Here is a 23484-nt window from a genome sequence, read left to right on the forward strand (position 1 = left end):
ATAAATAATATAGTAGTTTTTAACCCATTGTTTGTTGAGATAAAAGCAAATGGGTTTTTATTTTGAAAGGAAAATTATAAATGATATTGCAAAAATATAAAAAATTAAAATTAGCAACCTTATTTTTATTTATTTTAACTATTTTAACTATTTTAATTATGGTAATTGGTTTAATGTTAATTGGTTTTTCAAGTTTTGATAAAAGTTTTTTTGAAAATCTTAAATTATATAAAGAAAAAAGACTTATTATAGAAATAACACTAGAAATAACAAATGGATTTAGTTTATTAAATTATATGAGTGTAAATTATATTTTAAATCATTCTGCAGAAAATATATGTTCATCAGTAATTCATAATTATGATGGTTATTATGATTGAGTTCAGTTACAAATTGGAGTTATTTTTTGTATAATTTTAACTCCAATTTTTGGATTTTTTACTATTGCATTAACTTTTTTAATTATTGGTTTAAAACTAAAAATAAAAAATAATAATTTTTGAGATGCAATCCAAAAATGTGAAATAATTAACAGTTATTATGTTCATTAGGTATTTTGTTTTTAAAATATATTAAGTATTATCTTTAGTGAATCAACAAAATATTTTATTTTATATATTGATTTATAATTTCTTATTTATTTAAAAAATATTTTTAATAATTATTTAATTTTGGATGGTCAAAGTTAAATAATTATTTTTTTGTTTTTTAATTTTGTCATATTATATCTTAAAAAAATAAATTTAAATTTGATAATATGTTTATTTAATAATTTTGTAAAATTAAACGCTTATAATTTTGATTTATATCAGATACTATTATTAAGTTTTAATACCTAAAATAAGTTATAATATAAATAAAAAATAAGGGGTGTTAGATATATGGAAGAAAAAAAAGATGACTTAAAAAATACTCCATTGTCAAATGTTGATAATAGTATTATCAAATCAAATAATGATAATCAATCATTTAAAGATATTGAAGAACAACGTTTTACTACTTATAATCCGTTATTAAGTGATAGTATTAAATTTAAAAGAATGTATTGAAGTTCAAAAATGGAAAATATTGCTCGTATTTTGTTACTTACAGTTTCATGTTTTCATTTAATTTTTTCTTATTTTTTAGCTAACAATTTGGTTAATCAAATTTTGAGTAATAAAGGTAGTAACATGAACCCAACTTATATAATTTATATATTTTTAATTATAACTCTGGGATTTAATTTTATATTTTATTTACCAGTAGCGATTGGTCGCACTGCTAGTGCTATGTTTGGATGATCAATTGTTTATATTATTTTAGCAATTGCTTATTTTATAGTTTTAGAAGTATTTTGTACAATTTTGTTAGTGGTTAATGGATTAGTAAATGAAACTGTTTCTGCAGAAGTTCCAATATTTATGATTATTGTTTTATTAATAACTGTTTTATGATTAATTGCTGCTTGTTTATTAATTGTTAAAAGTGATGATGTAAGAAGAGAATTAAGTGTCGAATAAATAATAAGTAAAGGAGAATATAATGAATACAGATAGTTTACTTTCTAAGCGAATTGAACAATTAATTAAAGTAATTAGCGCTGATGTTTATGAAAAAGAAACTGTTTTTAAACTTGCTATTTTGGCGTTATTATCAGGAGAATCAATATTTTTATTAGGATTACCAGGAATTGCTAAATCATTAATTTCACGACGAATTAAATATGCGCTTCATGATGGGCGAAATTTTGAATATTTAATGAATCGTTTTTCTACTCCAGAAGAAATTTTTGGACCAATCTCAATCAAAGATTTATTAAAAGGTAACTATGTAAGAATTATTGATCAATATTTACCTGCTGTTGATATTGCTTTTTTGGATGAAATTTGAAAAGCAGGCCCTTCAATTCAAAATACTTTACTAACTATTATTAATGAAAAAATCTTTCGTAATGGTGGTGTTGATATCAAAGTACCATTAAAACTATTAATTTCAGCTTCCAATGAATTACCAGAAAGCGGTAAAGGTTTAGAAGCTTTATTTGATCGTTTTATTATTAGAATGATAGTTTATGGTTTAACTAATGAAGAAAATTTTAATGATATGCTAGAAAGTATTACTAGTTTAGAAGTAAAAGTTCCGCTTGAATTACAAATTAAAACATCTGAATATGAAAAGTGATTAAAAGAATTGGAAACTACTGTTACTTTAAGCAAAGAAACATTAAGTTTTATTTCTCGTTTTCGTAAAATTTTAACAGAAGCAACTAATGGTAAAGCTTACATTTCTGATCGAAGATGAAAAAAAATTGCAAAATTAATAAAAGCTTCAGCTTATTATAATGGCAGAACAACTACTGATAAGCCTGATTTATTGATTATTCTTTACTGTATTTGAGATAATGAAGTTCAAGAAAAAGAATATACAAAACTTTTCAATGAAGCATATTGTGAAGATTTAACTTACACATTAAAACAAAATCAGATTGAACTGGAAAGTGAGTTGGAAACATTAAGTAATAATGCCGAAAACATTAAAGATAGTCAAAATCAACCATCTATTTACTCCAATCCATTTTCTGAAGAAATTAAAGGTATATATTATCGTTTATTATGACATAGTGATGAATTTCCAATTTGTTTTATTAGTAGAAAGGATTTTCAGTTATTATTACGACGTAATAAAAAAAGTCATAATATTCAATTATTTTATGGTAAAAGTTTAAGTAAAATGGAAGGTAATCAGAATTTTGAACTACAATTAAAGAATTCTAGTGAATTAATAAATATTACAAATAATTCTATAATTCAAGTTGAATTAACTAATACTGATAGTAAATCACAATTTGGAAATATTAATAGTCAAATTAAAGATTTAAAGCAACAAATTAATGAATTAAAAGTACATTTTGAACAAGAATATCATCGTTTAAGTAAAACCAATTCTATATTTTTTGATGAACAATTTAAATCACTATTAGAAATGGCATTTTTTGATAAAATTTCACAAATACCTGAGGCAGAAACCGAAAAGACTCTTTCATCAGAATCACTAACTGAAGATTCACCAATAACTATCCCAAATGTTAATGACACTAATAATAATTCTGATGTTAATTAAAATAGGTGATTAGTATGGAAGAATTAATTGAATCCCATGTTTCACAAATTTTAGAAACCAAATTAAAAAAAATGTCTTTATCAGAAACAAATTTAAGTAATTTTGCTTGATTTAAAAGAAATTTTGCTTGATTAGCTCCGGAATTTGATCAACAAATTAGTCATTTTTATTTAAATGAAGTTTTAGAAAAAAGTAAAAATATTGTTATTAGTCCCATCATTAAAAGAGAATTACGATTATATTTCTGAGTTATGATTAATGGTATTGATAGATTAAAAAATAATTGACAAGAAATTTACACTAGGGCAAAAACTCTTGATTCACTAATGATTAATTATTTTCATTATTTTAAAGAAAAATTTAAGGATCGTAAACTTAATAGTAAATTAACTTTTGATAATTTTACAAGACATTGAGAAAGTTTAATTGTTCAAAGAATTGTAAATTATAAGTTATTTGAAACTATGCAAATGCGTCAAAAGTATTTAACAATGTGAAGTAATAATATTAAAATTATTAATGAAGTAAGGCATATTATTGGTTTTGCTTGAAATTTTTTTGGACGATTTTGAGAAGGAGATTTAAATGATTTTAAAAAAATTAATTTAAATACTATTATACAATATGGTGAAATTTTAAATAAGAATCCAGCTATTATTGAAATTGCTAGACTACTTGGTCGTTGAAAAGGAATTTCAGGTTTAACAGAAAAGCAGATTCATCAAAAAGTACAAATTGAATATGAATTAAAGCCATTAGGAAAATGGCCTGAAGAAATAGTAGGAATTACCGAGGGTAAAGATTTAGAATATTTATTACCATTAGAATTAGGTAATCTTGCTATTCCAGAGTTAAATGCCATTTTTTATAAAAAATTTGTTGAAGAAAAGTTAGCAATTACAGAGTTTGAATCAATGGATTTAGTTGCCACTGAACATCTTGTTGAAGAAGTTGTAGAAGTACCAATTCCCGAAAGTGAAGGCCCTTTTATCTTATGCATTGATACATCTAAATCAATGAGTCATAGTCCAGAAATTATTGCAAAATCAATTGCGCTGGCTATTAGTAAAATTGCTTTACAAGAAAAAAGACCGTGCTATATGATTAATTTTTCTGGTAAATTTGAAACTTATGACTTATCTAATTTAGTTTCATCAATTCCCAATCTAATTCATTTTTTAGGTCATAGTTTTAAAGGACATACTAATATTAATCCAGCTATTAGTCATGCTTTAACAATTATGCAATCTAAGACATATCATAATGCAGACTTATTGGTAGTTTCTGATTTTTTATCTGCTAATATTACTAAAAATAATATTAATTTAATGTTACAACTAAAAGCAAAAGCTAATCGTTTTCATGCTATTAATATTGCTTCTTCAACATTACCTAATAATTTTAAAAAATATTTTACTAATTATTGACATTATGATCCTCGTGATCCATTTGCTGCGCGAAAAATTGCATTAAATTTAGCTAAAACTAAAAAAATAAAATAATGCATTTCGTTTAAAAATAATTTTTATATAAAATATAAATATTATAAAAAATAAAAATAAACTAAAATATAAGTTTATTTTGTTATAATTCTTTTTGAATATAAATTAATGGAGGTAATAATATGAAATTAAAAGTAGCAACCTCTTTTAGTGGTATTGGTTCATTTGAACAAGCGCTTAAAAAAATGGATATTGAACATGAAATATTATTTGCTTGTGATAATGATAAATATGTTAAAGAAACATACTTTGCAAATTATAAAATAAATGATAATCAATGATATGATGATGTATATAATATTGATGGTAGTAAGTTTAAAAATAAAGTTGATATATTTGTAGGTGGTTCTCCATGTCAAAGTTTTAGTTCGATTGGTTTTCAAAAAGGGTTGGAAGATACTAGAGGTTTATTAATTTTTGAATTTATTAGACTTGTAAATTAAATAAAACCCAAAGTTTTTATTTTTGAAAATGTTAAAGGGTTACTAACAAATAATAAAGGTCAGACTTGAAAAATAATTGAACAAAAATTTAAAGAAACGGGTTATAATATTCACTATAAACTTTTAAATGCTAAAGATTATGGTATTCCACAAAGTAGAAATCGACTTTTTGTTGTTGGATTTTTAAATGAAACTGATTTTAAATTTCCAAAACCTATTGAATTAAAATATAAAATGAGTGATTTTTTAGAAAAAGTATTTTTAGATGAACAAGAAATATCAGAAAAAGCTAAAAAATACGTTTTAAATGAAGAAAGAATGAAAAAGAAGATAACACAAGTTAATGGTGAAATAATGCTTTGTCAAGTTAGAAGAGGCTTTTTAATAATCTGTGTATCTTTGTTTTACAAAGTTACTAATTTAGATTAATTCTGTCTTCAAATTTTATCATAAAATGAGCAATTGCTGTATTTCAATTTTGAATAGGCAATGTTCATTTTTTTGTTATATTTTCAATTGCCAAGTAAAATATCGGACTTCTCCCCACATGTACTTGTGGAGGGAATAATGAAACTGAATGAATTCAACAATGCTTTTCAAACTGAACAGCAATGTCTTGCATATATAGCAAATTTGAAAGAAAACAAATGTATTAGGTGTTTTAGTTTTAATTTGAATACTTCTGATTTAAAAAGAATGAGATGTTTAAAATGTAATCAAACATTTAGCATTCTCACAGGCACCATATTTTCAAGGTCACAAACATCTTTAACATCTTGGTTTTATCTTATCTTTAGATGAATAAACACCAAACATGGAATTCCATCAACAGATATTGCAAAAGAATTGGGAGTGACTTTGAAAACTGCTTTAAGAATGACTCATAAAATCAGAACACGTATTGCAAAACAAAAACCTCAATTTATTGTTGAAGGTACAGTGCAAATTGATGAAATGTATCTTTCACATATGGGTTTTAAAAAACAAGGAAGATCCTTGGTGAATAAAAACTTGATTGTTGGCATTTATCAAAAAACAACCAATAATTTAATTGTGAAAGTATTGAAAAACGCAAAGAGTAAAAATCTTTTGCAGTTTGCAAAAAACCACATTTCTTCAAAATGTCTTGTATATACTGATTCTTGAAAAGGATATTGCGATTTTAAATCAGTTTTCACTAAGCATGAAACAGTTAACCATCAAGATGGCTATGTTTCAAAAATTGGTGTAAATACCAACCAAATTGAATCAGTTTGAAAACATATAAGAAGAACATTTAAAACACATATCAAAGTTGCAAAACATCATGTTCATTTATATGCTAAAGAAGCTGCATATAAATTCAACAAGATACCTAGTTTTGAAACTGTAATTCTATGTTTGATTTAAAAATGTGGGGAGAAGTCCGTAGATAGGTTTTTATCAGCATTTATGTGATAAAATTAAAATAGTACATAAAGGGAGAAAAGCCTAAAATATTTTGAAAACTGCCATATCATTAGGAAAAACTTTTTTATTTCTGATGATTTTTCGTAATTGACTATTAACAGATTCAATAGCATTTGTAGTATAAATCACTCTTTTGATTTCTACTGGATAACTAATAAAAACCATTAAATTATCTCAATTTTTATATCAAGATTTAGTAATTTGAGGATATTGTTTATTTCATTTACTTTCAAACGATTCTAAAGCTTGCATTGCTTGTTCTTCACTACATGCACTATAAATTGGTTTTAAATCTGCAACTAGACCTTTTCGATGTTTGTATGAAACATATTTTAAACTATTTCTAATTTGATGAACAATGCATAATTGATGTTCTGTTTTAGGATAAACTGATTGTATTGCTTCTGACATGCCTGTTAAATTATCACTACAAGCAATAAGAATATCATTTAAGCCACGATTTTTCATTTCTGTGAAATTAGATAATCAAAACTTAGAACCTTCATTTTCACTAATTCATAATCCTAAAACATCTTTTTTGCCTTCTAAATCAACTCCTAATGCTATATAAACTGATTTGTTAATAATCCGTTTATCTTGTCGTACTTTAACTACTATACAATCAAAATAAACAATAGGATAAATACTTTCTAATGGTCGATTTTGTCATGCTTTAACATCATCAATAACATCATCAGTAATTTGACTAATAACACTTTCACTAATATCAGCACCATGATATAACTCTTGCAACTGCATTCTAATGTCAGATAATGTCATTCCTTTTGCATACAAGGAAAGAACTTGTTGATCAAAACCATCAAATCTTCTTTGCCTTTTAGGAACTATTACAGGAGTAAAATTACTATTGCGATCTCTTGGTACATCAATTTCAATTTTACCTTGTTGAGTTATTAATTTTTTTGAACTTGTACCATTACGAGCATTTTCAGTAGTACTATGTTGATTTTTTTCATATCATAAATAATTTTGCACTTCAGAATTCAACATTTTTTCAACTAATCTTTTTGTTAATTCTTTATATAAACCGCCAGGTTTAAAAACTGTTGTTAAATCTTCAGTATTTTCTAGTAATAAATCTAATGCTTTTGATATTGGATCATTATTATTAAAGTTATCTTTTTTAGCCATCTGTAACTCACTCTTTCTAGTCATTTAATTATATTTACTAGAATTAATTAAACATAGTTATTTTTGTAAGTTACACAGATTACTAAACATTTCCGTTTTAAATGTTCTTCTTATATTTTTTCAAACTGATTCAATTTGGTTGGTATTTACACCAATTTTTGAAACATAGCCATCTTGATGGTTAACTGTTTCATGCTTAGTGAAAACTGATTTAAAATCGCAATATCCTTTTCAAGAATCAGTATATACAAGACATTTTGAAGAAATGTGGTTTTTTGCAAACTGCAAAAGATTTTTACTCTTTGCGTTTTTCAATACTTTCACAATTAAATTATTGGTTGTTTTTTGATAAATGCCAACAATCAAGGTTTTATTCACCAAGGATCTTCCTTGTTTTTTAAAACCCATATGTGAAAGATACATTTCATCAATTTGCACTGTACCTTCAACAATAAATTGAGGTTTTTGTTTTGCAATACGTGTTCTGATTTTATGAGTCATTCTTCAAGCAGTTTTCAAAGTCACTCCCAATTCTTTTGCAATATCTGTTGATGGAATTCCATGTTTGGTGTTTATTCATCTAAAGATAAGATAAAACCAAGATGTTAAAGATGTTTGTGACCTTGAAAATATGGTGCCTGTGAGAATGCTAAATGTTTGATTACATTTTAAACATCTCATTCTTTTTAAATCAGAAGTATTCAAATTAAAATTAAAACACCTAATACATTTGTTTTCTTTCAAATTTGCTATATATGCAAGACATTGCTGTTCAGTTTGAAAAGCATTTTTTAATTCATTCATTTTCATTATTCCCTCCACAAGTACATGTGGGGAGAAGTCCGTTTATTATTACAAAACGAATTAATAAAGTTAAGTCCACAATTAACTCCTAAATTTAAAATTAAAGATATTGATAAAGCAAACATTTTTTTACAAAAATATAATACTGATTTAAAAGAAGTATTAAAAATGAACCAACATGATTGATTAAATTTAGTTCATACAATACATTCAGAAAATAGATATGGAAAAACTTTAATTTTAGATTTACAGAAAATTCGTGCTAATGCTATTAAATTTAATTTTAAAAATAGTTCAATTCATAAGATTGTTTTAAATGCAAATAATTTTTTTAAATATTTGGATATTAGATTTTATTTAAAAAAAGGTTTAAATAAATTTTGAAAAGATACTCCATATTTTGAAAAATTACGAGAAATTATATATAAATTACAAGAAAAATTTGAAAAATTAGAAAAACAAGCATTTGAAAAAATTAATAAATTAAAAGAAAAAGCAACAGATTTATTTACTAGTGCAGAGAAAAAAGCAATTAAACATGCACAATTAATTCCATTAAATTCACCAGTATTTATGGGTTGTAAAATTCAACCTTTATCATTAGATAAATGTGCAATTACTATTTATCATCGCAATCCTAAATATAAACCAATTACAGTTGTTGATAGTATTCTTAAAGCAGAAACTTTTGTTACTCAAGTACATCCGTTTCACTGATATCGTTGATATAGTGGTTGATACATTGGTTATGGAGTTAATCAAAATAAATGATTAAAAGCAATAGCATTTGCACCACCGGTTGTTCAACAAATAATTAGAGATAGTTTTAAAGTATACAGAGAAATATTTAGAATCGTAAGAACTTATCATAAAGTAGTAAATGTTATTAATAATCCTATTGAAAATATTAATAAATCATTTAAAAGTGTTGTTTTAAAATTTTCAGTAAATACTTTATTTGGTACTGGATTATTACATCATTTAGAAAAATTTGCATATAGTCAAGTTGTAAAAAAAGGTAAGAAAAAATTACAAAAAGAAATTATTCATATAGCACATAGAAAAACTAAAACAAAAACTAAACATTATAAAAAAGCATTTTTTAAGGAATGATAAATTATGATTAATAAACTTTGAACTGATGTCAGTCTTGAAAATTATAATAACTGATATCCATTAACTGGAAAAATTACAGAAACGCCACAGCAATATATACAAACATGACCAATTGTTAATGATTGATTTAAAACTTTTGCTATTCGTGCTCAAAATGATATTAATGCTTATCTTGATTTTATTTTATCTAAATTTCCTTTTGATAGTTTTAAAGATGAATTAATTAAAGAAACATTAAGAGATATGGTTTATGTTATGCTTGAACATTGAGTATTTAATCGTACACCAATTGAATTTAATGTTGATGCTACTATTCAATTTAATAATGGTAATCAATTTAGTGCAAATAGTACTCCTACGATTAATGTTTGAGATTTAGCACCAAGTAGAATGAAAATATGAGCAAGATTAACAGAATTAAAACAAATATTTTCAAGTTATAATGATGATGAAAGCGATGATGAAAAAATTGACGGACTTCTCCCCACATGTAATTGTGGAGGGAATAATGAAACTGAATGAATTCAAAAATGCTTTTCAAACTGAACAGCAATGTCTTGCATATATAGCAAATTTGAAAGAAAACAAATGTATTAGGTGTTTTAGTTTTAATTTGAATACTTCTGATTTAAAAAGAATGAGATGTTTAAAATGTAATCAAACATTTAGCATTCTCACAGGCACCATATTTTCAAGGTCACAAACATCTTTAACATCTTGGTTTTATCTTATCTTTAGATGAATAAACACCAAACATGGAATTCCATCAACAGATATTGCAAAAGAATTGGGAGTGACTTTGAAAACTGCTTGAAGAATGACTCATAAAATCAGAACACGTATTGCAAAACAAAAACCTCAATTTATTGTTGAATGTACAGTGCAAATTGATGAAATGTATCTTTCACATATGGGTTTTAAAAAACAAGGAAGATCCTTGGTGAATAAAACCTTGATTGTTGGCATTTATCAAAAAAAAACCAATAATTTAATTGTGAAAGTATTGAAAAACGCAAAGAGTAAAAATCTTTTGCAGTTTGCAAAAAACCACATTTCTTCAAAATGTCTTGTATATACTGATTCTTGAAAAGGATATTGCGATTTTAAATCAGTTTTCACTAAGCATGAAACAGTTAACCATCAAGATGGCTATGTTTCAAAAATTGGTGTAAATACCAACCAAATTGAATCAGTTTGAAAACATATAAGAAGAACATTTAAAACACATATCAAAGTTGCAAAACATCATGTTCATTTATATGCTAAAGAAGCTGCATATAAATTCAACAAGATACCTAGTTTTGAAACTGTAATTCTATGTTTGATTTAAAAATGTGGGGAGAAGTCCGTAGATAGGCTTTTCTCAGCATTTATGTGATAAAATTAAAATAGTACATAAAGGGAGAAAAGCCAAAATTGATTTAAAAGCATTTTATACTAGAAATCAAGTTGATGAATTAATTAAAAAACAAAAAGAATTTACATTATTAAAACAAATTAAATTATATGATGATTTAGTTGATGATAATGAAAATGAAATATATAGAGGTCCTGTTAGTAAATTTATTAATAAAGGTTATGTTGCAACTGATTATGATAAAGAAACTGAAACAATGATTTTAGATTGACCTGATGAAATTGGCACATTACCACCCGAAGCTTTACAAAACAATCCACAAATTGGTGATTATACACATGCTGCAACATGTGATTTTTATGCTAAACAACAAAAAAGAATTACTACAAATGAGAATAATATAACTAAATTGAATAATGAATTAACTAAAACTAATGAAAGTATTGATGATATTAAAAATCGGACTTCTCCCCACATGTACTTGTGGGGAGAAGTCCGATAAAAAATTTGCTTTTATTTGTAAAGAATTTTTATATGGTGAATTAAATACTGATGTTCAAACTTTGGATTGAGATAATATTAATGGTAGAATAATGCTTTCTTTAAAAATGCAGAATGATACAATTGCTATTGTTAGTGACCCTTCAAGATTTGGCCAACTTTTAAAATTAGAAGAATTACAGGAATAATATTATGATTTGAAAAATTATAAAAGTGATTTTAGGTTTAATAGGAGTTTTATTATCTTCTGCAGTTGCTGGTTTAATTATATTTATTATTGTAAAAATTGTATTAAAAATTAATCAAATATTTTAAGGAAAGGTGTTGAATATTATGTTAGGTAGATTTTTTAGAAAAGATAAAACAAATACTAGTGATAATCAAAATGAAAAAGTAAAATTTTTAACTAATAAAAATAAAAGTACGCATTCTTCAATTTTAAATTATTTTGGTTTTAATGATTTTAATCATGAAACTTATTTCACTGATTTTGTAGCAGAAAATAATGCTAATTTATATAATGCTCCATTAGATATTAATAATGAAACTATTAAACAATATTTAATTCAACAAGAATTTTATAGAAAAAATTGAAATTCTATTTTTAAATTAAGTAAATTAGGAATTAGTGGTTATTTAATTTTTATTGCTAATGATGATTTATATTTTCAAGTTGTTGATATACAACAAAGAGTTTATGATATTACTGGTAAATTAATTCAATGTACTATTTTTTATGATAGTTATGAGCAAAATGCACAAATGGTAAGATTATTTGAAGTTTATACATTAAATAATGAACAAGTAACTATTAATCTTGCAATTTATAGTATTAGCGATAATAAAAAACAATTTCCCTTAAATTTTAAATCATTTATTAATAATCCTAATTTAGAACAAGAACAAACACTAAATATTAATTATATACCAATAGCAATTATGAGAAATAAAGCAAATGAATTAGCAGATTGTAATAAAGTAATGGATAAAATTAAAGCGTTAGATGTTATTTATGAACAAATTGTTTTAGATACCATTTTAAATTCACCTAAATTTATTTTTAATCAAACTTATGGTAATGTTCAATCAACATTAGAACAAGCAGTAAGAGAATTAGTTACTAAAAATTATTTATTTAAAAGTGGCGGAGATAATAACGAAAAAAATGAAAATATTAATATGACAAGTAGTAATTTTAAAGGTAAAAATTTAACTGATATATATGATTGAAATGTTAATGAAATATTTAAACGTTGTGGTATTCATATACCAAGTCAAAAAAAGTCAGCACAACAATCAGTTCCCGAAAGTACAGCAGTAAATATTTCAACCATTAATTATATTGAACAAAAATTATGACAATTTAATATTGATATTCTTAAATTTATTCAAATATTAGTACGTATGGATAAAGATTTATTAAATAGTAAAACATTTAATATTAATGATGAACAAGAAATTAATAATTTAACTGTTAAATTAAAATTATTTAATCCCGAAAATAACCAATTAATAGGAGAGAACAATGGAAAACAACAACAAACCACAAACGAAGTTTCCACAGAAACAAACTAAACTTAATCAAGCAGAAGTAGAAAATGATTATTTAATTGATAATATTCCTTATGACTTTACTAATATGATGCGCGCTACTAGTGACCCTGAACTTAAAAGAGCATATGATGAATTTAAACTAAGAACTTTATATATTTATGAAATTGAACGTTTATTTAAAAATAATGAAAATAATAGTTTAAGATTTTGGAATGGCAACCTTTTTTAGGACTATTTTTTGGTAGACATTTGTTTTTGATAATTAACTGGAGTTAAGTAGTTTAAAGTGCTGTGAATTCTTATGTTGTTATATCAATTGATGTAATCAAATAATTCTAATTTTAATTGGATTAATGATGTAAAATTTTTATCATTAATAAATTCGGTTTTGAAAGTTTTAAAGGTTGCTTCAGCAACAGCGTTATCATAAGGACAACCTTTTTTGCTTAAAGAGCGATTAATATTGAATGCTAGTAAAAGTTTATCAATAATTTTATTATTAAATTCATTACCGCGATCACTATGAAATATTTGAATATCTTTTAAACAGCGATTTGAGTGCATAAATGCTTGATATACTAATGATGCATCTTTTTTAGTACCTACACTATGTCCAATTATTTCGCGGTTAAATAGGTCAATTAATAAACAAATATAGTTTCACTTACCATTTACTTGAACATAAGTTAAATCACTAACAATAACTTCATTTTTAACTCTATTATTAAAGTTTCTATCAACAAGATTGTTTATTGGACTATCGTTAACTTTGTTATTATGATTTTTGTATGATAATTTAGTGTATTTTGATATTAAATTATGTTTATTCATAATTTCTTTAATTTTTCGTCTTGATAAATAAATTTCTTGGTTTTCTAGAATGACTTTTAATCTTCTAGTACCATAAACTTCTTTATTTTCTTTAAAAGCACTAATAACAGCTTCATCATAAATATTATTTTTGATTTTATTTTCTTTTTTCTTTAAATTAAAATAATATGTTGATTTAGAGATTTTTAAAAAATGACACATTGTGCGAATTTTATATTTAACTTTATTTTTGACAATAATTTCTATTTTCTGCCTATTATTAGTGCTGCTTGCTTTAAAATATCATTTTCCATTCTTAATTGTTTTAATTCTTTTCTTAATTTAATTAATTCATTTTCTTCAACAGAACGATTATCTTTAGTTTTAAAACTACCTGAATTAGTAAATTGCTTAATTCAATTGTAAGTAGCTGCTCTTGTAACATTATATTCTTTAGCAAGGCAAGATACTGATTTGCCACTTTGATATAAAGCTACTATTTGTTTTTTAAATTCATCGGTATATGAGTTAATATTGGCCATAATTATAGTTCCTTTCTTTGTTCACTTGTCTACGTAATTAGTGTCCAATAAAGTGTAACCCATCCAATTTTCAGCAAACACTATTAAAATTGGTTTTATTGATATTGATAAAGCATTAAAAACTACTGCTGCTGAAACATCTGATTTTACTATGCAGTTAAATCAAAGAGCAAGCACTAATATTAATGATAATACTATTGAATATAGTATGACTGATATTAAAAATTTAATATTTCAAGAAATAAATTTATTAAATCAATTTAAATTATATGCTGTATCTATTAATGAACCTTTAACAGAAACTAATATTGATAATTTATATATCATTAATAATTATTCACAACCTTATCAAAATCCAAAAACAAGAAGTACTAAAAGTATAACTATTATTAAAATTAAAGATTTTAAAATAAGATATGGTTATCCAATAATTATTAAATTACAAAAACCATTAGACAAAGATACAAAAGTAACTGGTTTAAAAATTAAAGCCCCTAGAAGCATGATTTTTGGCAATATAAAGGTACTTGGTGAAGTTGACAATATGGAAGTATACCCAAAGTTATTTGTTAAAGATAAGATAGCATTTCCGCTGTTATCAATGCCTATTGAAACTCAACCAAAAGTTAGAATATTACAACAATGATTTAGTGAAAAAATATTACCTTGAAATCTAGCAAAACAATTTATTGCTCAAGAAAAATCAGTTTTAGACTTAATTGCTATTGGTGGTGGAAGTGAAACAAGAAAAGAAATTATTAATAATGCAAGAGTAACTAATGCTAAATTAGGTTATGATTTTACTAAAAATTTAAAAGTATGACCATTAGCCGATGAAATAGAATTAAAAGATAAAAAATTAGAATCATGATTTTTAGTAGGTAACTATAATTTATTTACGGACTTCTCCCCACATGTACTTGTGGAGGGAATAATGAAACTGAATGAATTCAACAATGCTTTTCAAACTGAACAGCAATGTATTGCATATATAGCAAATTTGAAAGAAAACAAATGTATTAGGTGTTTTAGTTTTAATTTGAATAATTCTGATTTAAAAAGAATGAGATGTTTAAAATGTAATCAAACATTTAGCATTCTCACAGGCACCATATTTTCAAGGTCACAAACATCTTTAACATCTTGGTTTTATCTTATCTTTAGATGAATAAACACCAAACATGGAATTCCATCAACAGATATTGCAAAAGAATTAGGAGTGACTTTGAAAACTGCTTGAAGAATGACTCATAAAATCAGAACACGTATTGCAAAACAAAAACCTCAATTTATTGTTGAAGGTACAGTGCAAATTGATGAAATGTATCTTTCACATATGGGTTTTAAAAAACAAGGAAGATCCTTGGTGAATAAAACCTTGATTGTTGGCATTTATCAAAAAACAACCAATAATTTAATTGTGAAAGTATTGAAAAACGCAAAGAGTAAAAATCTTTTGCAGTTTGCAAAAAACCACATTTCTTCAAAATGTCTTGTATATACTGATTCTTGAAAAGGATATTGCGATTTTAAATCAGTTTTCACTAAGCATGAAACAGTTAACCATCAAGATGGCTATGTTTCAAAAATTGGTGTAAATACCAACCAAATTGAATCAGTTTGAAAACATATAAGAAGAACATTTAAAACACATATCAAAGTTGCAAAACATCATGTTCATTTATATGCTAAAGAAGCTGCATATAAATTCAACAAGATACCTAGTTTTGAAACTGTAATTCTATGTTTGATTTAAAAATGTGGGGAGAAGTCCGTAGATAGGCTTTTCTCAGCATTTATGTGATAAAATTAAAATAGTACATAAAGGGAGAAAAGCCTTTATTTATTTCTACAACTAATAAATTTCATGATGTTGAGCTTGAAATAAAAGATAGACCACCAATTGATAGTTTACAAAAAGTATTATTAGACATGTTAACTTATACATATAGTTATAATAGAAACTTTGATGGTTTTGACCCATCACATCTTGAACAAAAAATATCACAATTACGTGCAAAATTTGAAGGACAAAAACCTGAAGAAGTAATTAGCAATTTGTTTAAACAATGAAAATTAGATTACCCAAATTATGTAAATTTACCACAAGTACAAATACTTAAAAAAATAATTATTATGTTATCAAATAATATTTATTCAAGTATGTCAATTAATAAAGGTTTAAATGATGATAATAAAATTTTATTACCTTATTATTTTGAATTAAAATCAAATCCAATTCATAGAAATCCTGATGAAGTCTGAGAGTTTAAAGATGTAAAAGTAATATTAAAATCTCAATATTTTGATTTTACAGATATAAATAATGACATTAGCCAAAATTAATTATTCAAATTAGATGATAACCAATTTAACTGACTATCTATAATTAATGAATTAGAAAGTAATAACATACCTTCATTAATTCCAGCTGATTGAACATTAGGTAATGGTGAATATGGCAAATACTTTACAAGAGCAATTATTGGAAAAATAAAAATTGAAAATGCTTTAAATTTATATGGTTCTAATAAATCTCAATTATTTTCCAAATTAGAATTTTATAAAGAAATTTCACAAATTGATAATGACAATAAATTTGAATTACAAATTGAAAATCCTATTAATAATTTAAATAGGATTGAAATCAGCGGAATATTTGGTGCCGGTAATTATGATTTAATTTTAATAACTGATAAACAAGAAATAAACTTAAAAAATATTAATTTATTTGATAAATACAACGAAAATATTTCTTATATAAATTTAGAAATTTAGAAAATATATAGCATTCAAATTAACTATTTTTTTTAATTACACTAATTAGATTAATTATTAAAGTTAAAACTAATGTAATAATTCCAAAAAATAACATTGATAAAATTCAATAACTTCAACCATAAATAAATCATGAAAGAAATCAATAAGGTGAAATAAAATCTAAATAATCATTTATGTTAATTCCTTTAATTTTATATTGCTGAATTAAATAAAATGAACGAAATAACATGCTGAATTATACTTGTAAGTGCAAGTAAATAAAATTGCAAAAAAATTCTCATATAAAAATTTCATAATGCTAAATTTATTTTATAAAAAAAGTAAGGAGTTTTTATATGAGTTATAAACATCTTGGCGTAGATGAAAGAATTTATATTGAGAATCAATTGAAATTTAAAGTTAAAATTAGTGAAATAGCTAAAAATCTTAATCGAAATATTAGTACTATTATTCGAGAAATTAATAGAAATCAAGATAATAGTAATTATTTTTCATTGATTGCACAAAATAAAGCTGAAAATAGAAAACAATCACATATTTTTTTTCATAAGTTTAAAAATAAAGATTTAGTAAAATATGTGCAACAAAAACTATTATTAGGCTGATCACCTGAACAAATTTATGGCAGAATTAAAAATTTTCATAAACAATGAGTTATTAGTTTTAAAACAATTTACAATTGAATTTATTCTGGATTGCTTGATCAAGTTACTAGTAAAAATTTAAGAAGAAAAGGCAAAAAACGCAAATCTCAAGAAAATCGTGGCAAATTCAATAGCAAATCAATTAAAGAAAGAGATCTTAATATTAATGATCGTATAACACTTGGTCATTGAGAAGGAGATACTATAGTATCATCACGAGGCAAAAGTAAAAAATGTTTAATAACTTTAGTTGAAAGAGTATCACGATTTACTTTAGCAATATTAGTTAAAAACAGAACTACTAAAGTTATTAACAAAAATATTAGCCATTATTTATCAATTCTTCCTAAAAATATTGTTAAAACCATTACTTTTGATCGTGGTAAAGAATTTTCAAATTGACAACAACTTGAAAAAAATTTAGATGTGAAAATTTATTTTGCAAATCCATATTCACCTTGACAAAGAGGTACTAATGAAAATACTAATGGTTTAATTAGAGAAAAATTTCCTAAAAAATTTAATTTTTCAAAAACTTGTAAAAATGAAGTTCATAAATTTATATTGTCTTTAAACCAAAGACCAAGAAAAATACTAAATTATCTTTCACCGATAGAATATTTGGATAGAAAAATAATTTAGTTGCACTTACCTTTACAATTTAGCACATAAATATTGAATATAAAAAAGGAAAAATCAATACTAACCAAAAATCTTTTTTATAATAAGTTCGATTAATCACACAATAGTCACGATAAATAATTGAGTAAATTGTTAATAATATAGGAATAACTAAATGCCCAATTAAAGTACCAGAAAATGATAATGGTTATTGTAATCTTGCTAAAATATAATCATTTAATCCATATGTAAATATTCCACATCAAAAAGTAACTCCGGCTATTAAATTATAAACTAATGAAAAAATTTTAAAATTATAACTAGTAATTAAACGAATATTAATTTTTTTAAAAAAAACAAATAAATTTCATGAACTTCAAATTAAAGAAATAATGGTTGCTCAAACACTAAATCATCTTAAGATATCAATAATAAAAACTCAATAACTTAAATTAATATCACCTTGTCAAAATTTTACTGATAATGCATAAAAACTAAATAATCAAATTAAAATTAATCATACTATTTGAATTTTTGGAAATGTTTAGTAATCTGTGTAACTTACAAAAATAACTATTTTTAATTAATTCTAGTAAATATAATTAAATGACTAGAAAGAGTGAGTTACAGATGGCTAAAAAAGATAACTTTAATAATAATGATCCAATATCAAAAGCAGTAGATTTATTACTAGAAAATACTGAAGATTTAACAACAGTTTTTAAACCTGGCGGTTTATATAAAGAATTAACAAAAAGATTAGTTGAAAAAATGTTGAATTCTGAAATGCAAAATTATTTAGGATATGAAAAAAATCAACATAATACTACTGAAAATGCTCGTAATGGTACAATTTCAAAAAAATTAATAACTCAACAAGGTAAAATTGAAATTGATGTACCAAGAGATCGCAATAGTAATTTTACTCCTGTAATAGTTCCTAAAAGGCAAAGAAGATTTGATGGTTTTGATCAACAAGTTCTTTCCTTGTATGCAAAAGGAATGACATTATCTGACATTAGAATGCAGTTGCAAGAGTTATATCATGGTGCTGATATTAGTGAAAGTGTTATTAGTCAAATTACTGATGATGTTATTGATGATGTTAAAGCATGACAAAATCGACCATTAGAAAGTATTTATCCTATTGTTTATTTTGATTGTATAGTAGTTAAAGTACGACAAGATAAACGGATTATTAACAAATCAGTTTATATAGCATTAGGAGTTGATTTAGAAGGCAAAAAAGATGTTTTAGGATTATGAATTAGTGAAAATGAAGGTTCTAAGTTTTGATTATCTAATTTCACAGAAATGAAAAATCGTGGCTTAAATGATATTCTTATTGCTTGTAGTGATAATTTAACAGGCATCTCAGAAGCAATACAATCAGTTTATCCTAAAACAGAACATCAATTATGCATTGTTCATCAAATTAGAAATAGTTTAAAATATGTTTCATACAAACATCGAAAAGGTCTAGTTGCAGATTTAAAACCAATTTATAGTGCATGTAGTGAAGAACAAGCAATGCAAGCTTTAGAATCGTTTGAAAGTAAATGAAATAAACAATATCCTCAAATTACTAAATCTTGATATAAAAATTGAGATAATTTAATGGTTTTTATTAGTTATCCAGTAGAAATCAAAAGAGTGATTTATACTACAAATGCTATTGAATCTGTTAATAGTCAATTACGAAAAATCATCAGAAATAAAAAAGTTCTTCCTAATGATATGGCAGTTTTCAAAATATTTTACTTGGCAATTGAAAATATAACAAAAAAATGAACATTGCCTATTCAAAATTGAAATACAGCAATTGCTCATTTTGGATGGGTTACACTTTATTGGACACTAATTACATAGACAAGTGAACAAAGAAAGGAACTATAATTATGGCCAATATTAACTCATATACCGATGAATTTAAAAAACAAATAGTAGCTTTATATCAAAGTGGCAAATCAGTATCTTGCCTTGTTAAAGAATATAATGTTACAAGAGCAGCTACTTACAATTGAATTAAGCAATTTACTAATTCAGGTAGTTTTAAAACTAAAGATAATCGTTCTGTTGAAGAAAATGAATTAATTAAATTAAGAAAAGAATTAAAACAATTAAGAATGGAAAATGATATTTTAAAGCAAGCAGCACTAATAATAGGCAGAAAGTAGAGATTATTGCAAATAATAAATCTAAATATAAAATTCGCACAATGTGTCATTTTTTAAAACTCTCTAAATCAACATATTATTTTAATTTAAAGAAAAAAAATAAAATTCAAAATAATATTTATGAACAAGCTGTTATTAGTGCTTTTAAAAAAAATAAAGAAGTTTATGGTACTAGAAGATTAAAAGTCATTCTAGAAAACCAAGAAATTTATTTATCAAGACGAAAAATTAAAGAAATTATGAATAAACATAATTTAATATCAAAATACACTAAATTATCATTCAAAAATTATCATAATAAAGTCAATGATAGTCAAATAACCAATCTTGTTAATAGAAACTTTAATAATAGAGTTAAAAATGAAGTTATTGTTAGTGATTTAACTTATGTTCAAGTAAATGGTAAGTGAAACTATTGGAATGGCAACCCTTTTTAGGACTATTTTTTGGTAGACATTTGTTTTTGATAATTAACTGGAGTTAAGTAGTTTAAAGTGCTGTGAATTCTTATGTTGTTATATCAATTGATGTAATCAAATAATTCTAATTTTAATTGGATTAATGATGTAAAATTTTTATCATTAATAAATTCGGTTTTGAAAGTTTTAAAGGTTGCTTCAGCAACAGCGTTATCATAAGGACAACCTTTTTTGCTTAAAGAGCGATTAATATTGAATGCTAGTAAAAGTTTATCAATAATTTTATTATTAAATTCATTACCGCGATCACTATGAAATATTTGAATATCTTTTAAACAGCGATTTGAGTGCATAAATGCTTGATATACTAATGATGCATCTTTTTTAGTACCTACACTATGTCCAATTATTTCGCGGTTAAATAGGTCAATTAATAAACAAATATAGTTTCACTTACCATTTACTTGAACATAAGTTAAATCACTAACAATAACTTCATTTTTAACTCTATTATTAAATTTTCTATTAACAAGATTGGTTATTTGACTATCATTGACTTTATTATGATAATTTTTGAATGATAATTTAGTGTATTTTGATATTAAATTATGTTTATTCATAATTTCTTTAATTTTTCGTCTTGATAAATAAATTTCTTGGTTTTCTAGAATGACTTTTAATCTTCTAGTACCATAAACTTCTTTATTTTCTTTAAAAGCACTAATAACAGCTTCATCATAAATATTATTTTTGATTTTATTTTCTTTTTTCTTTAAATTAAAATAATATGTTGATTTAGAGATTTTTAAAAAATGACACATTGTGCGAATTTTATATTTAACTTTATTTTTGACAATAATCTCTACTTTCTGCCTATTATTAGTGCTGCTTGCTTTAAAATATCATTTTCCATTCTTAATTGTTTTAATTCTTTTCTTAATTTAATTAACGGACTTCTCCCCACATGTACTTGTGGAGGGAATAATGAAAATGAATGAATTCAACAATGCTTTTCAAACTGAACAGCAATGTCTTGCATATATAGCAAATTTGAAAGAAAACAAATGTATTAGGTGTTTTAATTTTAATTTGAATACTTCTGATTTAAAAAGAATGAGATGTTTAAAATGTAATCAAACATTTAGCATTCTCACAGGCACCATATTTTCAAGGTCACAAACATCTTTAACATCTTGGTTTTATCTTATCTTTAGATGAATAAACACCAAACATGGAATTCCATCAACAGATATTGCAAAAGAATTGGGAGTGACTTTGAAAACTGCTTGAAGAATGACTCATAAAATCAGAACACGTATTGCAAAACAAAAACCTCAATTTATTGTTGAAGGTACAGTGCAAATTGATGAAATGTATCTTTCACATATGGGTTTTAAAAAACAAGGAAGATCCTTGGTGAATAAAACCTTGATTGTTGGCATTTATCAAAAAACAACCAATAATTTAATTGTGAAAGTATTGAAAAACGCAAAGAGTAAAAATCTTTTGCAGTTTGCAAAAAACCACATTTCTTCAAAATGTCTTGTATATACTGATTCTTGAAAAGGATATTGCGATTTTAAATCAGTTTTCACTAAGCATGAAACAGTTAACCATCAAGATGGCTATGTTTCAAAAATTGGTGTAAATACCAACCAAATTGAATCAGTTTGAAAACATATAAGAATAACATTTAAAACACATATCAAAGTTGCAAAACATCATGTTCATTTATATGCTAAAGAAGCTGCATATAAATTCAACAAGATACCTAGTTTTGAAACTGTAATTCTATGTTTGATTTAAAAATGTGGGGAGAAGTCCGTAGATAGGCTTTTCTCAGCATTTATGTGATAAAATTAAAATAGTACATAAAGGGAGAAAAGCCTTAATTAATTCATTTTCTTCAACAGAACGATTATCTTTAGTTTTAAAACTACCTGAATTAGTAAATTGCTTAATTCAATTGTAAGTAGCTGCTCTTGTAACATTATATTCTTTAGCAAGGCAAGATACTGATTTGCCACTTTGATATAAAGCTACTATTTGTTTTTTAAATTCATCGGTATATGAGTTAATATTGGCCATAATTATAGTTCCTTTCTTTGTTCACTTGTCTACGTAATTAGTGTCCAATAAAGTGTAACCCATCCAAAATTTGAAGACAGAATTAATCTAAATTAGTAACTTTGTAAAACAAAGATACACAGATTATTAAAAAGCCTCAATTTATGGTTTTTATTAGTTATCCAGTAGAAATCAAAAGAGTGATTTATACTACAAATGCTATTGAATCTGTTAATAGTCAATTACGAAAAATCATCAGAAATAAAAAAGTTTTTCCTAATGATATGGCAGTTTTCAAAATATTTTACTTGGCAATTGAAAATATAACAAAAAAATGAACATTGCCTATTCAAAATTGAAATACAGCAATTGCTCATTTTATGATAAAATTTGAAGACAGAATTAATCTAAATTAGTAACTTTGTAAAACAAAGATACACAGA

General features: G+C 24.5%; 26 protein-coding genes and 3 pseudogenes. 22 read left to right on the forward strand and 7 right to left on the reverse strand.

What is annotated here, in order from left to right; translation table 4 throughout:
- Positions 1–80: 80 nt before the first annotated feature.
- From AACL02_RS11345 to AACL02_RS11365, 5 genes and pseudogenes are all read left to right on the forward strand, one after another.
- Positions 81–551 carry a hypothetical protein gene (locus AACL02_RS11345; RefSeq protein WP_339041674.1) on the forward strand — a complete coding sequence of 157 codons (471 nt, stop codon included), beginning with the start codon at positions 81–83 and terminating at the stop codon, positions 549–551.
- A gap of 330 nt (positions 552–881) precedes the next feature.
- A complete protein-coding gene (locus AACL02_RS11350; protein ID WP_281749118.1) occupies positions 882–1502 on the forward strand; it encodes a hypothetical protein in 621 nt (206 codons plus the stop codon).
- Between the two features lie 22 nt (positions 1503–1524).
- Complete coding sequence (locus AACL02_RS11355) at positions 1525–3102, forward strand: AAA family ATPase (protein WP_339041676.1); 1578 nt, start codon at positions 1525–1527, stop codon at positions 3100–3102.
- Positions 3103–3116: 14 nt separating this feature from the next.
- Positions 3117–4604: a VWA domain-containing protein gene (locus tag AACL02_RS11360; RefSeq protein ID WP_339041678.1), complete on the forward strand. Its 1488-nt coding sequence runs from the start codon at positions 3117–3119 to the stop codon at positions 4602–4604.
- 122 nt (positions 4605–4726) lie between these two features.
- Positions 4727–5476 (forward strand): annotated as a pseudogene (locus AACL02_RS11365) (DNA cytosine methyltransferase).
- Here the strand turns inward: AACL02_RS11365 and AACL02_RS11370 are convergent.
- Entirely contained in the window at positions 5463–5669 is a 207-nt protein-coding gene (locus tag AACL02_RS11370; protein ID WP_339041680.1) for a hypothetical protein, read from the reverse strand. The pseudogene AACL02_RS11365 and the gene AACL02_RS11370 overlap by 14 nt on opposite strands.
- On the opposite strand from AACL02_RS11370, the gene AACL02_RS11375 reads away from it, so the two are divergent.
- On the forward strand, positions 5615–6436 hold the full coding sequence (locus tag AACL02_RS11375) for an IS1595 family transposase (protein ID WP_339041682.1): 822 nt from the start codon (positions 5615–5617) through the stop codon (positions 6434–6436). The genes AACL02_RS11370 and AACL02_RS11375 overlap by 55 nt on opposite strands.
- Before the next feature lie 87 nt (positions 6437–6523).
- Here the strand turns inward: AACL02_RS11375 and AACL02_RS11380 are convergent.
- Together AACL02_RS11380 and AACL02_RS11385 are read right to left on the reverse strand one after the other, a co-directional pair.
- Positions 6524–7648: pseudogene (locus tag AACL02_RS11380) on the reverse strand (IS256 family transposase); the annotation flags it as partial.
- 57 nt (positions 7649–7705) lie between these two features.
- On the reverse strand, positions 7706–8458 hold the full coding sequence (locus tag AACL02_RS11385) for an IS1595 family transposase (RefSeq protein WP_339041685.1): 753 nt from the start codon (positions 8456–8458) through the stop codon (positions 7706–7708).
- Between AACL02_RS11385 and AACL02_RS11390 the strand changes: the two genes are divergently transcribed.
- The 8 genes from AACL02_RS11390 (at position 8404) to AACL02_RS11425 (ending at position 13209) form a co-directional block, all read left to right on the forward strand.
- Positions 8404–8544, forward strand: coding sequence for a hypothetical protein (locus AACL02_RS11390; RefSeq protein WP_339041686.1), 141 nt, complete (start codon positions 8404–8406; stop codon positions 8542–8544). The two genes, AACL02_RS11385 and AACL02_RS11390, sit on opposite strands and share 55 nt — an antisense overlap.
- Positions 8477–9568: a hypothetical protein gene (locus tag AACL02_RS11395; protein ID WP_339041687.1), complete on the forward strand. Its 1092-nt coding sequence runs from the start codon at positions 8477–8479 to the stop codon at positions 9566–9568. The genes AACL02_RS11390 and AACL02_RS11395 overlap by 68 nt, the downstream gene beginning before the upstream one ends.
- Positions 9569–9571: 3 nt before the next feature.
- Positions 9572–10165, forward strand: a complete 594-nt coding sequence (locus AACL02_RS11400) for a hypothetical protein (protein WP_339041688.1) — start codon at positions 9572–9574, stop codon at positions 10163–10165.
- On the forward strand, positions 10077–10898 hold the full coding sequence (locus AACL02_RS11405; RefSeq protein ID WP_339041689.1) for an IS1595 family transposase: 822 nt from the start codon (positions 10077–10079) through the stop codon (positions 10896–10898). The genes AACL02_RS11400 and AACL02_RS11405 overlap by 89 nt, the downstream gene beginning before the upstream one ends.
- Positions 10899–11181: 283 nt before the next feature.
- On the forward strand, positions 11182–11427 hold the full coding sequence (locus AACL02_RS11410; protein WP_339041690.1) for a hypothetical protein: 246 nt from the start codon (positions 11182–11184) through the stop codon (positions 11425–11427).
- Positions 11360–11614, forward strand: a complete 255-nt coding sequence (locus tag AACL02_RS11415) for a hypothetical protein (RefSeq protein ID WP_339041691.1) — start codon at positions 11360–11362, stop codon at positions 11612–11614. The genes AACL02_RS11410 and AACL02_RS11415 overlap by 68 nt, the downstream gene beginning before the upstream one ends.
- Before the next feature lie 145 nt (positions 11615–11759).
- A complete protein-coding gene (locus AACL02_RS11420; RefSeq protein WP_339041692.1) occupies positions 11760–13001 on the forward strand; it encodes a hypothetical protein in 1242 nt (413 codons plus the stop codon).
- Entirely contained in the window at positions 12952–13209 is a 258-nt protein-coding gene (locus tag AACL02_RS11425; RefSeq protein ID WP_339041693.1) for a hypothetical protein, read from the forward strand. Before AACL02_RS11420 ends, AACL02_RS11425 begins: the two co-directional genes overlap by 50 nt.
- Positions 13210–13211: 2 nt before the next feature.
- Here AACL02_RS11425 and AACL02_RS11430 read toward each other — a convergent pair.
- Positions 13212–14332, reverse strand: a protein-coding gene (locus AACL02_RS11430) for an IS3 family transposase (RefSeq protein WP_339040217.1) whose coding sequence is annotated in 2 segments (ribosomal slippage) — positions 13212–14089 and positions 14089–14332 — 1122 coding nt in all. Because the reading frame shifts where the segments join, the coding sequence is not laid out codon by codon here.
- Between the two features lie 1243 nt (positions 14333–15575).
- Between AACL02_RS11430 and AACL02_RS11435 the strand changes: the two genes are divergently transcribed.
- The 6 genes from AACL02_RS11435 (at position 15576) to AACL02_RS11460 (ending at position 20992) form a co-directional block, all read left to right on the forward strand.
- Complete coding sequence (locus AACL02_RS11435) at positions 15576–16088, forward strand: IS1595 family transposase (protein ID WP_281749673.1); 513 nt, start codon at positions 15576–15578, stop codon at positions 16086–16088.
- A gap of 176 nt (positions 16089–16264) precedes the next feature.
- Entirely contained in the window at positions 16265–16678 is a 414-nt protein-coding gene (locus AACL02_RS11440; protein WP_339041694.1) for a hypothetical protein, read from the forward strand.
- 770 nt (positions 16679–17448) lie between these two features.
- Positions 17449–18399, forward strand: coding sequence for an IS30 family transposase (locus AACL02_RS11445; protein WP_339040235.1), 951 nt, complete (start codon positions 17449–17451; stop codon positions 18397–18399).
- A 609-nt stretch (positions 18400–19008) separates the two neighbouring features.
- A complete protein-coding gene (locus AACL02_RS11450; protein WP_339043737.1) occupies positions 19009–20247 on the forward strand; it encodes an IS256 family transposase in 1239 nt (412 codons plus the stop codon).
- A 29-nt stretch (positions 20248–20276) separates the two neighbouring features.
- Entirely contained in the window at positions 20277–20555 is a 279-nt protein-coding gene (locus AACL02_RS11455; protein ID WP_339040490.1) for a transposase, read from the forward strand.
- A gap of 41 nt (positions 20556–20596) precedes the next feature.
- Complete coding sequence (locus tag AACL02_RS11460) at positions 20597–20992, forward strand: IS3 family transposase (RefSeq protein ID WP_339041695.1); 396 nt, start codon at positions 20597–20599, stop codon at positions 20990–20992.
- A 2-nt stretch (positions 20993–20994) separates the two neighbouring features.
- Here AACL02_RS11460 and AACL02_RS11465 read toward each other — a convergent pair whose 3' ends face one another.
- Together AACL02_RS11465 and AACL02_RS11470 are read right to left on the reverse strand one after the other, a co-directional pair.
- Positions 20995–21915: an IS3 family transposase gene (locus tag AACL02_RS11465; protein WP_339043738.1), complete on the reverse strand. Its 921-nt coding sequence runs from the start codon at positions 21913–21915 to the stop codon at positions 20995–20997.
- Complete coding sequence (locus AACL02_RS11470) at positions 21837–22013, reverse strand: hypothetical protein (protein ID WP_339041696.1); 177 nt, start codon at positions 22011–22013, stop codon at positions 21837–21839. The genes AACL02_RS11465 and AACL02_RS11470 overlap by 79 nt, the downstream gene beginning before the upstream one ends.
- Between AACL02_RS11470 and AACL02_RS11475 the strand changes: the two genes are divergently transcribed.
- Positions 21959–22780 carry an IS1595 family transposase gene (locus AACL02_RS11475; protein WP_339041223.1) on the forward strand — a complete coding sequence of 274 codons (822 nt, stop codon included), beginning with the start codon at positions 21959–21961 and terminating at the stop codon, positions 22778–22780. The genes AACL02_RS11470 and AACL02_RS11475 overlap by 55 nt on opposite strands.
- On the opposite strand, the gene AACL02_RS11480 is transcribed toward AACL02_RS11475, so the two are convergent.
- Positions 22766–23062 (reverse strand): transposase, encoded by a 297-nt coding sequence (locus tag AACL02_RS11480; RefSeq protein WP_339041697.1) that lies wholly within the window; start codon positions 23060–23062, stop codon positions 22766–22768. The genes AACL02_RS11475 and AACL02_RS11480 overlap by 15 nt on opposite strands.
- 143 nt (positions 23063–23205) lie before the next feature.
- Here AACL02_RS11480 and AACL02_RS11485 point away from each other — a divergent pair.
- A pseudogene (locus tag AACL02_RS11485) lies at positions 23206–23457 on the forward strand (transposase); the annotation flags it as partial.
- Positions 23458–23484: the final 27 nt, after the last annotated feature.

It is taken from the genome of Spiroplasma endosymbiont of Apeira syringaria (genome assembly GCF_964020205.1).
GTDB classification, from domain to species: Bacteria; Bacillota_I; Bacilli_A; order Mycoplasmatales; family VBWQ01; genus Spiroplasma_E; species Spiroplasma_E ixodetis_A.